Here is a 14,675-nt window from a genome sequence, read left to right on the forward strand (position 1 = left end):
GCTTTCCGCGCTTACTTCTCCTGCTGCTTGCGCCAGCGAATTCCGGCCTCGAGGAAGCCGTCGATCTCACCGTTGAACACGGCCTCCGGGTTACCGACTTCGAATTCCGTCCGCAGGTCCTTGACCATCTGGTACGGGTGCAGGACGTACGAACGCATCTGGTTGCCCCAGGAGTTGCCGCCGTCGCCCTTGAGGGCGTTCATCTTCTCCTGCTCCTCCTGGCGGCGGCGCTCGAGGAGCTTCGCCTGGAGGACGTTCATCGCGGTGGCCTTGTTCTGGATCTGCGAGCGCTCGTTCTGGCAGGAGACCACGATGCCGGTGGGGAGGTGGGTCAGACGGACGGCGGAGTCCGTCGTGTTCACGCCCTGTCCGCCGGGGCCCGAGGAGCGGTACACGTCGACGCGCAGCTCGGACTCGTCGATCTCGATGTGGTCGGTCTGCTCGACCACCGGGAGGATCTCGACGCCCGCGAAGGAGGTCTGGCGGCGGCCCTGGTTGTCGAAGGGCGAGATGCGCACGAGGCGGTGGGTGCCCTGCTCGACGGAGAGCGTGCCGTAGGCGTACGGGGCCTGGACGGCGAAGGTGGTGGACTTGATGCCCGCCTCTTCCGCGTACGACGTCTCGTACAGCTCCGTCTTGTAGCCGTGCCGCTCGGCCCAGCGCAGGTACATGCGCTGGAGCTTCTCGGCGAAGTCCGAGGCGTCCACGCCGCCGGCCTCCGCACGGATGGTGACGACGGCCTCCCGGGAGTCGTACTCACCGGAGAGGAGCGTGCGCACCTCCATCTCGTCGAGCGCCTTCTTGACGGCGGAGAGCTCGGACTCGGCCTCGGCTCGGGTGTCCGGGTCGTCCTCCTCCTCGGCCATCTCGAAGAGCACCCCGAGGTCGTCGATGCGGCCACGCAGCGCCTCGGCCTTGCGCACCTCCGCCTGGAGGTGGCTCAGCTTGCTGGTGATCTTCTGTGCCTCGTCCGGGTCGTCCCACAGGGACGGCGCGGCCGCCTGCTCCTCGAGCACGGCGATGTCTGCCCTCATCTTGTCGAGGTCCAGGACGGCCTCGATCGACTCCATGGTCGAGGAGAGGGACTTGAGCTCTTCGGATACGTCGACGACTGCCACGGGTCCAGCGTAACGGCTGGGGGAAGCGGCATTCCCCTCCGCGGTCGGTCCGGGGCCCGCTACGGGGCCGGCGGGGCCGAGTTCCCGGGGTTCTGCTGGTCCCGCGGGGTCGCGTCCGCGTCGTCGCCCTGGGTCGCCGCCCAGGTGCCCACCCCGGCCGCCGCGACCAGCACGACCGCGGCCGCGCCCAGCGTGATGCGGCGGCGGCGCGTGGCCGAGCGGTGGCGGGCCGAGCCGGGCCGGGCGGCGCCCGTCGCGCGCGGGACACGGGCGGTGCCCCGGGCGCCGCCCGCGAGCTCGTCCGGGCCAGGTACCCGCATCGAGGTGTGGGTGTCGCGGTTCGAGTCGGCGGGCGCCGAGCCGGGCACCAGGGGGACGGCGCCGCGGCGCGGGGTGCCCGGGGCGGGCTGCGGGGCGGGGGCCGGGTGCTCCTCGGAGCCCTCGTCGGCGGCTCCCTCGGACGCCCCCTGCTCGTCGGCGTACGGCTCGTCGACGTCCAGGGGCGGCAGGCCCGCCAGGAGCGGGAGCTGCTCGCGCAGCCGGGAGCCGAGCTCCGAGGCGCGCAGCCGGGACGCCGGGGCCTTCGCGAGGCACTGCACGAGGAGCTGCCAGAGCTCTTCCGGGATGCCCGGGAGCGGGACCACCGTCTCCGTGACGTGGCGGCGGAGCACCGCGCCGGGGTGGCCGCCGCCGAAGGGCGTGAAGCCCGCGAGGAGCTCGTACAGGACCGTCGCCAGGGCGTAGATGTCGACGGCCGCGCGCGGGGGCAGGCCCTCGATGATCTCGGGGGCCAGGTAGTCCGGGGTGCCGATGATCTTCGTGGCCTTGGTGCGGCGCGGGGAGTCGATGAGCTTGGCGACGCCGAAGTCGGTGAGCAGGGCGGGGTGCGCGCCGCCCGGGCCGAGGGGGCCCTGCATGTCCAGGAGGACGTTCTCCGGCTTCACGTCGCGGTGCACGATCCCGGCGGCGTGCGCGGCGGCCAGGGCGTCGGCGACGTCCGCGACGATGGCGACCGCGGCCTCGGGGGCGAGGCGGCGCTCGCGGTCGAGGCGGGTGCGCAGGTCCGTGCCGCGCACGAGGTCCATGACGAGGGCCAGGTCGTTGCCGTCCACCACGAGGTCGTGGACGCCCACCACGCGCGCGTGGTCGAGGCTCAGCAGGGCCGTGCGCTCCTGGACGAAGCGGCCGACGAGCTCCTGGTCCGAGGCCAGGTCCTCGCGCAGCAGCTTGATGGCGACGGGTCCCTCGGGGCCCTCGCCCAGCCACACCGTGCCGGCACTGCCCCGCCCCAGGATCTGGTGGGCCGTGTACCGGCTGCCGATCTTCCGTGCCAAGACTGCTCCTACGGATGTGTGTCGGCGACGCTCCGCCGACCCGGAGAGGCACCTCTCCCTTGGCCCCCGGCCGACAAAAATACGCGGCCGGAGCGCCAACCATCACATCCGCGCGGGAAATCACCCCGCAGGTGTCGACAAATCCCCGGAGTCGTCCGGGAATTGGCCCGGTGGAGACCGGGGCGGAGCGCGCCCGGCCGTCAGTTGCCGAGCTTGCCCATCCAGTCGCCCACCGTGTTGTAGACCTCCTTGATCTGGCCCCAGTAGCTCTTCGTGGTGCCGATCCAGTCCTGCAGCGGGCTGAACTCCCACACCGCCCAGCCGGCCAGGAACAGCACGACGATCACCAGGAGGCAGCCCTTGAGGCAGCCGAGGCCCGGGATCTTCGTCCGGTTCGGGCTGCGCTCGCGCCGCTGGCGGGGCTCGCGCTGCGGGGCGGCCGGCGGCGGCTGGTGCGGGGGCTGCTGCTGCTGCGGCGGGGCGTAGTACTGCTGCGGCTGTTGCTGCTGCTGGGGCGGCGGGGCGTACCGCTGCTGCGGCTGCGCGTACTGCTGGGGACGCTGCTGCTGCGGCTGGTTGCGGGCGACCTGGCGCTGGGGGCGGCGGCGCAGGGGGTCCTGGTTCGGGTCCACGTACGACTGGACCTGCGTCTGCTCGTTGCGGTCGCGGGCCGCGCGCATCTGGTTCTGCCAGGGGTGCTGGTCGTCCGGACCGCCGGGGGCGCCCGGAGGCACCGGGGGCATCACGGCGGTCGGGTCCGCGCCGGGTGCGCCGCCGGGGCCGCCGGTGTTCTGCATGACGCTCGTCGCCGCGTTCGGGTCGTACGAAGAGGCGTTGCTCGGCAGGACCTGGGTGGGGTCGGCGGCGCCGGGGGTGTCCGGGACCTGGGCGGGCGACGGGTCCGGCATGAGGAGCGCGCCCACGCCCTCCGCCGCGGCGATCTGCGCGGCGCTCGCGTGCACCCCGACGCCCTCGGCGACGGCGCGCAGGCCGCGGGCGAGGTTCTCGGCGCTGGGGCGCCGGTCGGGGTCCTTGCTGAGGCAGCGCTCGATGACCGTCCACAGCGGGTCCGGGACGGTGGAGGGGCGGCGCGGCTCGGCGCTGAGGTGCTGGTGCAGGACTTCGAGCGCGGAGCCGCCGGAGAACGGCGGCTGGCCCGTGACCAGCTCGTACAGGAGGATGCCCGCGCCGTAGATGTCGACCGCGGACGTCTGCGGGCGGCCCTCGGCGGACTCCGGCGCGACGTAGGCGGGCGTGCCGACGAACTCGTGGGTGCGGGTCAGGCCCGGGGAGTCGGCGAGGCGGGCGATACCGAAGTCGGTGAGCATCGGGTACAGCGCGCCGCCGGCGCCGTCCGCGCCGTCCGCCTCCTGCTTGAGCAGGACGTTGGCCGGCTTCAGGTCGCGGTGCACGACGCCGTCCGCGTGGCTCGCGGCCAGGGCGTCGGCGATCTGCGCGGTCATCAGGGCGGCGGCGACCGGGGTGAACGGGCCGTTCTCGCGGAGGTAGCGGTGCAGGTCGGGGCCGTCGACGAGGTCCATGACGAGGGCGAGCAGATCGCCCTCGACGACCAGGTCGCGGGTGCGCACGATGTTCGGGTGCGTGAGCCGCAGCAGGACGGAGCGCTCTCTCAGGAAGCGCATCACGACGTCCGCGTCGTTGGCGAGCTCTTCCTTGAGGACCTTGATCGCGACGGTCTCGCCGGGCTGGCCGGGAACGGCCGCCTCGGCGCCCGCGGTCTCGCGCTGGCGGGCTCGCCAGACGGTGCCCGTGGCGCCGCGTCCGAGCGGCTCCTCGAGCAGGTACTTGCTGCCTACCGGCCGCACGTCATGCGCTCCCTGCTGATCTCGCTGGTCTGGTCTGGGGGGTCCCGGCTCTGCCGCCGGATGGTGTTCCGCCCCAACTGTAGTGCCGCCGAACGGGGCACCGGCCGGTCATCATTCCGCCCGGCCTTCACCCTGCCCGGATTCTTGTTCTCCGGATAGACGCTCGCCCGGCTCCGTTGGTTGCCGACGGTTCGGGGAATTGACCTTCGTCACCGTGACCCCCGCCGTTTTCCACACCGGTCCAAGCAGGCACTTTTCCGAGCAGAGCCGACCAATCAAGATCACTTACGGGTGGGTGGCGGGCGTGTTGTCAGTGGCAGGTGCGAGGATGCTTTCTTGTTACTGGCCGACGTGCCCGTGTGCGGTGGGGGGAATCACAGCGCGAGTCGCGCGGGTCCCCGTGCCGGGGGCTCAGGGGGGTGACACCCCCTACGCACAGGAGGGACCGCTGACGCGATGCAGATCCGGCTGACCGTCCTCGGGTCGCGCAGCGGCCAGACCGAGCCCCAGGGCCGCCTCGCGCCACCCCACGCCTGTGACGTGCTGGTCACCGCCCCCACCGGGACCGCGCTCGCGGCGGTCGCCTCGGGCCTGGCCACCGCGGCGGGCGGCGACGGCCCGGCCGTTCTGTACGTGGGCCAGGAACGCCTCGACCCCCAGCGCAGCACCCTCGGCGAGCCCCCGCTGCTGGACGGCGCGGTGCTGAGCCTCGGCGCCCCGGCCGAGCCGGGCCCCGAACTGGCGGGCGCGGCCGCCCAGTTGCACGTGGTGGCGGGCCCGGACGCGGGCGGCGTCCACCTCCTGCACGGCGGCCAGATCCGCGTGGGCCGCTCCGCCGAGGCGGACGTGGCACTCGACGACCCCGATGTCTCCCGCCTGCACTGCGCGGTCACGCTCGCCCCGGACGGCCAGGTCTCGGTCACGGACCTCGGCTCGACGAACGGCACATCGGTGGACGGCACCGAGATCACCGACCGCCCGGTCCGCCTCGCCCCCGGCTCCCTGCTGCGGCTCGGTGAGTCCGCGCTGCGCCTGGCCGCGGGCGCCGGGGCGGAGGCGGCCCTGGCGACGGCGGCGGACGGCGAGGGGCACGTGCGCGTGCGCACCGCCGGGATCCCCGCGTCCCCCGCGTCCCCTTCTTCTGCTGCCCTTTCTTCTGCTGCCCTTTCTTCTGCTGCCTCTTCTTCTGCTTCCCCTTCTCCCGCTTCTCCGCAGGGCCCTCCGTCCCAGGCCACCCACCATGCGTACGGCTCCGCGGGCTGGGGCTCCTCCGTAGGAGGGGCGACCCCCGAGGGCGTCCGGCCCCGCACGCCCGAGCCGCCGGTCGTGCCCCAGCAGGGCGGCGCCCCCGAGGCCGAGCACACCCGCGTGGGCACCCCCGTGCGCGGGACGCCGGTGCCGCGCGGAGCCCGCAAGCGCGGCGGCCTGTCGGCATGGGCCCGGCGGCTCACCGGCTCCCGGGACGAGACCAGGCAGGAGACGGCGTACGAAGCGGGGTACGGACCGGAGAGCGACCCCCCGCCCCACGACCGGCACGACTCCACCACCCCCGAAGACCCCGCCGTGGCCGCCGCCGCCCGCACCCCCGAGTCCTGGCCCGACCCGGCGGCCCTGCTGCTCACCGCGCTCGGCCCTGGCCCCCGCCTCTGGGAGCGCGGCCCGGCCCACCCGGAGACCCTCGCGGTCCGGCTCGGCACGGTCGACCGGGCCGCCCCCGGGTCCGGCGGACCGGGCCCGCTGCTGCCCGCCGTGCCCGTCACGGTCAGCCTGCGGGAGGCCGGGGCCCTCGGCCTCGCCGGGCCCAGGGAGCGGCTCTCGGGCCTGGGCCGCGCCGTCGTCGCCCAGCTCGCCGCGCTGCACTCCCCGGACAGCCTGGAGATCGTGCTGCTGAGCACGGACCGCGCCCGCCCCCTTCAGGAGCGCACCGACGAGTGGGGCTGGCTCGGCTGGCTCCCGCATCTGCGCCCGGCCCACGGCCAGGACTGCCGCCTCCTCCTCGCGTACGACAGGGAGCAGGCGGCGGCGCGCACGGGCGAGCTGCTGCGCCGCCTCGACGACCACATGGAGGGCAACGCCGAGGGCGGGAGCGGGAGTTGGGCGCCCGCGGGCAGCTCGGGCGTCCCGGGCAGGCAGGGCCCGGCCGGCGACGGGCCCTTCACCGTGCTCGTCGTGGACGGCGACCCGGGCTCGGCGGGGCTGCGCGAGGCCACCGTGCGGCTCGCCCGGGACGGGGCGCGGGCCGGGATCCACGTCGTGTGCCTCGCCGAGACCCCGGCCGCCTCCCCCGCCTCCCCGGTCCCCTCGACGTACGAGGCGGCGTGCGCGGTGACGCCCGCCTTCCGCGCGTGCGGTGCCGTCGCACTGCTCAGCGGGGACGTGGCGACGGCGCTGCGGCTGCTGCGCACCGTGGACGGCCACCCCGCGGGGCACGGCACGGTCGCGGCGCTGGACGCGGTCTCGGCGGCCTGGGCCGAGCGGTTCGCCCGCTCCCTCGCCCCGCTGCGCCCGGACGGCGTGCCCGGCGAGGGGCACGCGCGCGTGTCCGCCCCGCTGCCCCAATCCGCGCGCCTGCTCGACGAGTTGGGGCTCGCCCGGGCCACCCCGGCGTCCCTGATGGCGCGCTGGGCGGCGGCCGCGGACGACCCGGAGGCGCTGGGCGGGCGGGCCTGGCCGGTCCTGGGAGCCGGGCCGCGCGGGCCCGTCGCCGTGGACCTCGCGACCGAGGGGCCGCACCTGCTGATCGAGGGGCCCACGGGCAGTGGACGCACGGAGCTGCTGCGCTCCGTCGCCGCGTCCCTCGCCGCCGCCGAGCGGCCCGACCGGCTCGGCCTCGTCCTCATCGACGGCCGGGACAGCGGCAGCGGCACGAGCGGGGGCAACGGCGGGATCGAGCGGGGTGCGGAGGGCCTGCGGGTCTGCACGGACCTGCCCCACGTCACGACGCACCTGAACGCCAACGACCCCGTACGGATGCGGGAGTTCGCCCAGTCCCTGACCGCCGAGCTGAAGCGGCGCGCGGAACTGCTCGGGCGGCTCGGCTTCGGCGAGTGGCACACGCGGCGCGAGGTCTCGGGGCGGATGGTGGCGCAGCGGGTCGGCGGGGACGGAGCCGGGGAGGCGGGACCGCTCCCTGCGTCCGGGCACACCCCGTCCGTACCCGCACCGTCCGGACGCACCCCGTCCGTACCCGCACCGTCCGGACGCACCCCGTCCGTACCCTCCTCCTCCGCGCCCGGCCCGGCCGTCCCCGGCCCTTCCGGCGCCGACATCGAGACGCCGCCCAGTGCCACGCTGCGGCTGCGTCCCGGAGGGCGGGCGCGGCCCGAGCCGGGGCCGCCGCTGCCCCGACTCGTCGTCCTGGTCGACGACTTCGACGCGCTGCTGTCCCCCGCGCTCGGCTCCCCCGGGCGCCCGGCGGCCGGGTCCGTGGTCCGCGCCCTGGAGTCGGTCGCGCGGGACGGGGAGCGGCTCGGGGTGCACCTCGTCGCGTCGGTGGGCCCCGGCGGGCGGGCCGCCGAGACGGAGCTCGCGCGCGGGGCGGGGCTGCGGGTGGCCCTGGACGCTCCCACGGCCGGGCCGGAGGACCCCGCTCCCGGGCGGGGAGAGCTCGTGCGGGTGGCGGAGGGTCGGGTCACGCCGTTCCAGGCGGGGCGGGTGACGGGGCGGATTCCGCGCACGGCGACGCTGCGGCCGACCGTCGTTCCGCTGGAGTGGGAGCGAATGGGAGATCCGCCGGCGCGGCGGCCGGTGCGGGAACTGGGTAATGGGCCCACTGACTTGGCGTTGCTCGCCAGTGCGTTGGAGAGGGCGGCGGGGTCGGTGGCCGTCGCGGAGGTCGCACCCCTTCTGTGAGTTGCCCCTTCGGGTTCTCTGAGTTGCCCCTTCGGGGGCGCCCTGGGTCGTGGTTGCCCCGGCTGCGACGGGAGCGCCCTTGTTTCGGAACGCACCCGGCGACGGAGTGCTGCGCCCACCCGTGCCGCCCTGCGGCACGACTGCCCGCAGCAAGGACAACCCCCCAGGGCGAAGCACCTCCGACAGAAGGCATGACACCACGTCACAACGCCATCACGATCACCTGGTTGACGCCGTTGGCGCTCTTGCCGGGCCTCCATGGGCGGGCGTAGACCAGAGCGCACGGGACTCGCCGGGGAGGGAACGGGGCTGTGATGCGCACTCTTCGTACACGCAGGGCACCGCAAGGCCGACGGAACCGAGGCATCCGACCGGGCAGGGGCGCGGCCGCTGTCCTGGTCGCCGGATCGCTCGTCCTGGGCGCCGCCGCGTGCGGCGGCAGCGACGACGACAAGGACGACGGCGGGAAGGAGAGCGGCTCCAAGACCGGGGCCACCGTTCAACTGCCCAAGCTGGACGGGCAGAAGGTGTCCGTCGCCGCCGTGTGGGGCGGCTCGGAGCGGAAGGTCTTCCTCAAGGTCCTCGACGAGTTCGAGAAGCGGACCGGGGCCGAGGTCTCCTTCGTGCCCGCGCAGGACCCGATCATCAGCTTCCTGGAGTCGAAGGTCGCGGGCGGGCAGCCGCCGGACGTCGCGATGCTGCCGCAGGTCGGCGCCATCCAGCAGGCCGTGCAGAACAAGTGGGCCAAGCCCGTCGGGCCGGAGGCCCAGGCGGAGCTCGACAAGAACTACTCCCAGGGGTGGAAGGACCTCGGGGCGGTGGGCGGCAAGCAGTACGGCGTGTACTTCAAGGCCGCCAACAAGTCGCTGATCTGGTACAACACCCAGGTCTTCGAGAACGCGGGCGCCAAGGAGTCCAAGACCTGGGACGAGTTCACCAAGTCCGCGCAGACGGTCTACGACTCGGGCGTGGAGGCCGTGTCCGTCGCGGGCTCCGACGCGTGGACCCTCACCGACTGGTTCGAGAACGTCTACCTCTCTCAGGCGGGCCCCGAGAAGTACGACCAGCTGGCCAAGCACAAGATCAAGTGGACCGATCCGTCGGTGAAGAAGGCCCTCACCACGCTCGGCGCCCTCTGGGGCAAGAAGGGCATGGTCGCGGGCGGCGCCGACGCCGCGCTGCAGACCGACTTCCCCCGCTCGGTGAAGCAGGTCTTCACCGGCGGCGATCAGCCCAAGGCGGGCATGGTCTTCGAGGGCGACATGGTCTCGCTGCCGATCTCGGAGACGAAGGCGAAGATCGGCACGGACGCGAAGGTGTTCCCCTTCCCCGCCGTGGGCTCCGACTCCCCCGCCGTGGTGGGCGGTGACGCCGCCGTCGCGCTGAAGGACAGCAAGGGCGCCCAGGCGCTGCTGACCTTCCTGGCCTCGCCGGACGCCGCCAAGATCTGGGCCGAGGCGGGCGGCTTCGTCTCGCCGAACAAGAACCTCGACCTGGCGGCGTACCCGAACGACGTCCAGCGGAAGATCGCCAAGGCCCTCATCGCGGCCGGCGACGACATCCGCTTCGACATGTCCGACCAGGCCCCGCAGTCCTTCGGCGGCACCCCGGGCAAGGGCGAGTGGAAGATCCTCCAGGACTTCCTGAAGAACCCCAAGGACGTCAACGGCACCGCGCAGGCGCTCGAGAGCGCGGCCGCCAAGGCGTACAAGAAGAGCTGACGCGGCGATGGCGACCGCAGACGCCGGGGGCACCGCGCAGGTGCCCCCGGCCGAGCCCTCCCCGGCTCCGGCCGGCGGAGGGCGCCCGCGCAGAAGCGTGACCGGCACCCGCAAGAGTGTGGCGGCGCTGTTCCTGCTGCCCGCCCTGGTGCTGCTCGGCGCGCTCGTCCTGTACCCGATCGGGTACTCCGTCTTCCGCAGCTTCTTCGACAAGTCGGGCGACTTCACGGCGTTCGGCAACTACAAGACGATGTTCACGGACGACGCCATCCGGACCGCGATCAAGAACAACGCGATCTGGGTCGTGTTCGCACCGAGCGTCGCCACGGCGCTCGGACTGATCTTCGCCGTGCTCACCGAACGGGTGCGCTGGGGAACCGCGTTCAAGCTCATCATCTTCATGCCGATGGCGATCTCGATGCTCGCCGCAGGCATCATCTTCCGCCTCGTGTACGAGTCCGACCCGGACCGGGGCGTGGCCAACGCGGTCGCGGTGAGCGTGCACGACACCTTCAAGGAGTCCTCGGCGTTCCCCCAGGCCCACCCGGGGCCCGAGTCGCCGCTGAAGCCCGGGGGCGGCGGCAGCTTCATCACCAAGCAGCCGGTGCGCGCCGGGACCCCGGTCATGCTGCCGCTGCTCGGCGTCGCACCCGACCAGATGCCGGACAGCGCGGCGAAGGCCGCCGAGGCGAAGCCGGAGGCGGGCACGGTCACCGGCACCACCTGGCAGGACTTCACCCGCGGCAAGGGCGTCGGCAAGCGGGGCGGCGTCGACGCGTCGGAGCTCGGCTACTCCGGCATCAAGATCGAGGCGGTCAAGGACGGCAAGGTGGTGGCCTCCACCACGGCCGCGGACGACGGCACCTTCGCCCTGCCCAAGGAGGCCGACGGGGCCCAACTCCAGTTCCCCGCCTCGAACTTCCGCGAGCCCTACAACGGGATCGAGTGGCTCGGCCCCACGCTCGTCACGCCCTCGATCATCGGCTCGTACGTGTGGATGTGGGCCGGCTTCGCGATGGTCCTGATCGCGGCCGGGCTCGCGAGCGTGCCGCGTGAACTCCTGGAGGCGGCGCGGGTGGACGGCGCCAACGAGTGGCAGGTGTTCCGTCGTGTGACGGTGCCGCTGCTCGCGCCGGTGCTCGCGGTCGTCCTGGTCACGCTCGTCATCAATGTGCTGAAGATCTTCGACCTGGTCTTCGTGATCCCGCCGGGCTCCTCCAAGGACGAGGCGAACGTGCTGGCCATCCAGCTCTACAACTCGGCCTTCACCGACAACGACTACGGGGTGTCGAGCGCGATCGCGGTGCTCCTGTTCCTGCTGGTGATTCCCGTAATGATCTTCAACATCCGCCGACTGCGACGGGAGAGCCGACGATGATGCGGCGTCCGACTCCCGGCTGGGGGTCCGGGGGTTGTCCCCCGGGAAAGCACAGCAACATCCGCCGACTGCGACGGGAGGGTCGGCGATGACGACACAGACCGAGATCGTCAAGGCCGAGCAGTCCCTGGGCGGGCGCATCGCCGCCTTCGTGAGCGGGACCGCGCTGCGCGTCTTCCTCGTCCTGGTCGGCCTGTTCTGGCTGGTGCCGACCATCGGGCTGCTGCTCGGCTCGCTGCGGACGCCGGAGGACATGAGCGAGAGCGGCTGGTGGAAGGTCTTCAGCACGCCCTCGCAGCTGACGTTCGAGAACTACTCGAACCTCCTCAAGGACGAGACGATCACCGACTCGATCCTGTCCAGCATCACGATCACCGTGCCCGCGACGCTGCTCGTGGTCATCATCGGCTCGCTCGCCGGATACGCCTTCGCGTGGATGGACTTCCCGGGGCGCGACTGGTGGTTCCTCGGCGTGGTCGGACTGCTCGTGGTGCCCGTGCAGGTGGCACTGCTTCCGGTGTCGAAAATCTTCGGTGAGATCGGCATCTTCGGGACCACGCTCGGCGTGATCATCTTCCATGTGGCCTTCGGCCTGCCGTTCGCGATCTTCCTGCTGCGGAATTTCTTCGCGGAGATTCCGCGGGAACTCCTGGAAGCCGCGCGCCTCGACGGGGCGGGCGAACTCCGGTTGTTCTTCCGGGTCGTCATGCCGCTCGGCGCGCCCGCGATCGCCTCGCTCGGCATCTTCCAGTTCCTCTGGGTCTGGAACGACATGCTGATCGCGCTGATCTTCGCCGACGCCGACAACCCGCCGATCACGGTCGCGCTCCAGCAACAGGTGCGGTTCTTCGGCGACAACGTGCACGTCCTGGCACCCGGCGCGTTCATCTCGATGGTGATTCCACTGGCCGTCTTCTTCGCGTTCCAGCGGCAGTTCGTGTCCGGTGTGATGGCGGGTGCGGTCAAGTGATCCCAACATGACCTGTGCCCCGTGCACTTACGTACCGTGACGGAGACGGCCCTTAACCGGGCCGTCTCTTTGCGTCTATCCCCCGTATGCCACAACCGGCGTAACTCACTCACCCCTTCAGGCGTTTCCGGGCAGTATGCCCGCGCCGACCCATGGATGTGCCTTGCCCCGGTTCAGTGTCATCGTCCCCGCATACAAGGTGCAGGCGTACCTGCACGAATGCATCGAGTCCGTGCTGGAGCAATCCTTCACGGACTTCGAACTCATCGCGGTGGATGATCACTCACCGGATGCGAGCGGCGCGCTCATCGACGAGTTCGCCGCCCGCGACCCGCGCGTGAAGGCCGTCCACCTGGACGAGAACGTCGGGCTCGGCCGCGCCCGCAACGCCGGCATGGAGCACGCCACCGGCGACTACCTGATCTTCCTCGACAGCGACGACTCGCTCACCCCCGGCTCCCTGCACGCGATCTCCGACCGCCTCAAGGAGACCGACGAGCCGGACGTCCTCGTCTACGACTACGCGCGCACCTACTGGTCCGGCGAGACCGTCCGCAACCAGTTCGCCGGGCAGCTCACCGAGCAGGGCCCTGCGCCCTTCCAACTCGCCGACCGGCCCGGCCTGTTGAAGGTCCTCATGGTCGCCTGGAACAAGGCGCACCGCCGCGAGTTCATCGAGCGCCAGGGCTTCACCTTCCCGCCCGGCTACTACGAGGACACCCCCTGGACCTACCCGCTCCTGACGGCGGCCGGCTCCATCGCCACCCTCGACCGGGTCTGCGTCCACTACCGCCAGCGGCGCCAGGGCAACATCCTCGGCACCCGCAGCCGCAAGCACTTCGACATCTTCGACCAGTACGACCGGGTGTTCGCTTTCCTCGACGAGCGGCCCAAGCTGTCCCGGGCCTGGCGCGGCGTGCTGTTCCGGCGCATGGTCGACCATCTGGCGACGATCTTCACCAAGCGGGACCGGCTGCCGCGCGGCAGCCGCGCCGAGTTCCTGCGCAAGGCCCGTTCCCACTACCGCCGTTACCGCGTCCCCGGCGCCCGCGTGCGCCCCCGCACCCGGCTGCGGCACGCCCTGGTGCGGCTCGGCTCGCACCGCACCTACCGGGCCCTGTGGGCGGCCCTGCGCCTGAGGTCCCGCCTTCGCCGGTCCGCGGACTCGGCCCGCCGCGCGCTCAAGGGCGCCGTGCTCCAGGCGCACTACCGGATCCAGCTGCGCCTGCCGGTGCGGGCGGACCGCGCGGTGTTCTCCGCGTACTGGGGGCGCGGCTACGGCTGCAACCCGGGCGCCCTGGAGGCCGCGTTCCGCGAGCACGCCCCGCACATCCGCACCGCGTGGATCGCCGCGCCCGAGCACCACCACACCGTCCCCACCGCGACCCGCAGGCTGCGCCCCGGCACGGCCGCGTACTGGACGGCCCTGGCCCGCTCCAAGTACCTGGTGAACAACGTCAACTTCGACCGCAGGCTGGTGAAGCGCCCCGGCCAGGTGCTGATCCAGACGCAGCACGGCACGCCCCTGAAGCACATGGGCCTCGACCTCCAGGACCGCCCCGCCGCCGCCCGCTCCACCGACTTCGCGGCGCTCCTGCGCAACGCCGACAAGTGGGACTACGTCCTGTCGGCCAACCGGCACTCGTCCCTGGTGTGGGAGCGCGTCTTCCCCTCCGGCTACACGACGCTCGAGTACGGCTACCCCCGCAACGACGTGTACCAGCGGGCGACTTCGCACGACGTGGCCCGCATCCGCGAGTCCCTCGGCATCCCCGCCGGAGCCGTCGCGATCCTCTACGCCCCCACCCACCGCGACTACCGCGTGACCCAGCGCCGCGCCCTCGACCTGGAGCGGATGCTGCACACGCTGGGCCCGCGCTTCGTGATCCTGACCCGCGCCCACCACACCTACGAGGCGCCGCTCGCGGCCACCGGCCTCACGGACCGTCTCATCGACGTGTCCGACCACCCCAGCGTCGAGTCGCTCTGCCTGGCCTCGGACGCGCTGGTCACCGACTACTCGTCGCTGATGTTCGACTACGCCAACCTGGACCGCCCCATCGTCCTGCACGCCGACGACTGGGACGCCTACGAGGCCGCCCGCGGCACCTACTTCGACGTGCGCGCCTTCCCGCCCGGCGCCGTCGCGCGCAGCGAGGACGAGCTGACGGACATCTTCGCCACCGGCCACTGGTGCGGCTCGCGCTCGGCACAGCTGCGGCAGGCGTTCCGCACCCGGTTCTGCGCCCACGACGACGGGCGGGCGGCCGAGCGGGTCGTACGGCACGTGGTGCTCGGCGAGACCGCGGGCCTGCCCTCGGTCGTGCCGCTCGCGGAACGGCACCCGGCGCCCGCGGCGGCCGACCCGGACTTCGCCCCGGCGACGGCGGGGACCGCCCCTGCGCCCCGCGAGCGGACCCGCTCCTTCGGGCTGCTGCCGTACGACAACGCGTGAACCACCACCGAGAGAGGCTGT

At 72.8% G+C, this 14,675-nt stretch carries 8 protein-coding genes; 5 read left to right on the forward strand and 3 right to left on the reverse strand.

Annotated elements, in window-relative coordinates:
* Window positions 1–11: 11 nt before the first annotated feature.
* From prfB to ACQB60_RS28235, 3 genes are all read right to left on the reverse strand, one after another.
* A complete protein-coding gene (gene prfB, locus ACQB60_RS28225; RefSeq protein WP_384839026.1) occupies window positions 12–1,118 on the reverse strand; it encodes a peptide chain release factor 2 in 1,107 nt (368 codons plus the stop codon).
* Between the two features lie 59 nt (window positions 1,119–1,177).
* Window positions 1,178–2,452 (reverse strand): serine/threonine-protein kinase, encoded by a 1,275-nt coding sequence (locus tag ACQB60_RS28230; RefSeq protein ID WP_496928887.1) that lies wholly within the window; start codon window positions 2,450–2,452, stop codon window positions 1,178–1,180.
* 200 nt (window positions 2,453–2,652) lie between these two features.
* Window positions 2,653–4,278, reverse strand: a complete 1,626-nt coding sequence (locus tag ACQB60_RS28235; protein ID WP_496928888.1) for a serine/threonine-protein kinase — start codon at window positions 4,276–4,278, stop codon at window positions 2,653–2,655.
* Window positions 4,279–4,734: 456 nt separating this feature from the next.
* Here ACQB60_RS28235 and ACQB60_RS28240 point away from each other — a divergent pair, with 456 nt between their 5' ends.
* The 5 genes from ACQB60_RS28240 (at window position 4,735) to ACQB60_RS28260 (ending at window position 14,654) form a co-directional block, all read left to right on the forward strand.
* Complete coding sequence (locus ACQB60_RS28240) at window positions 4,735–8,130, forward strand: FHA domain-containing protein (protein WP_496928889.1); 3,396 nt, start codon at window positions 4,735–4,737, stop codon at window positions 8,128–8,130.
* Between the two features lie 314 nt (window positions 8,131–8,444).
* A complete protein-coding gene (locus tag ACQB60_RS28245) occupies window positions 8,445–9,851 on the forward strand; it encodes an ABC transporter substrate-binding protein (protein WP_496928890.1) in 1,407 nt (468 codons plus the stop codon).
* A 7-nt stretch (window positions 9,852–9,858) separates the two neighbouring features.
* Window positions 9,859–11,229 (forward strand): carbohydrate ABC transporter permease, encoded by a 1,371-nt coding sequence (locus ACQB60_RS28250; protein ID WP_496928891.1) that lies wholly within the window; start codon window positions 9,859–9,861, stop codon window positions 11,227–11,229.
* Between the two features lie 88 nt (window positions 11,230–11,317).
* Complete coding sequence (locus ACQB60_RS28255; RefSeq protein WP_496928892.1) at window positions 11,318–12,199, forward strand: carbohydrate ABC transporter permease; 882 nt, start codon at window positions 11,318–11,320, stop codon at window positions 12,197–12,199.
* 163 nt (window positions 12,200–12,362) lie between these two features.
* Window positions 12,363–14,654 (forward strand): bifunctional glycosyltransferase/CDP-glycerol:glycerophosphate glycerophosphotransferase, encoded by a 2,292-nt coding sequence (locus ACQB60_RS28260; protein WP_496928893.1) that lies wholly within the window; start codon window positions 12,363–12,365, stop codon window positions 14,652–14,654.
* Window positions 14,655–14,675: the final 21 nt, after the last annotated feature.

The organism is Streptomyces odontotermitis (assembly GCF_050510915.1).
Lineage (GTDB): Bacteria > Actinomycetota > Actinomycetes > Streptomycetales > Streptomycetaceae > Streptomyces.

Excerpts from the sequence above, each read along its gene's own strand:
- ACQB60_RS28240 (WP_496928889.1), top strand. The coding sequence starts at position 4,735 with ATGCAGATCCGGCTGACCGTCCTCGGGTCGCGCAGCGGCCAGACCGAG.
- ACQB60_RS28245 (WP_496928890.1), top strand. The coding sequence starts at position 8,445 with ATGCGCACTCTTCGTACACGCAGGGCACCGCAAGGCCGACGGAACCGA.
- ACQB60_RS28250 (WP_496928891.1), top strand. The coding sequence starts at position 9,859 with ATGGCGACCGCAGACGCCGGGGGCACCGCGCAGGTGCCCCCGGCCGAG.
- ACQB60_RS28255 (WP_496928892.1), top strand. The coding sequence starts at position 11,318 with ATGACGACACAGACCGAGATCGTCAAGGCCGAGCAGTCCCTGGGCGGG.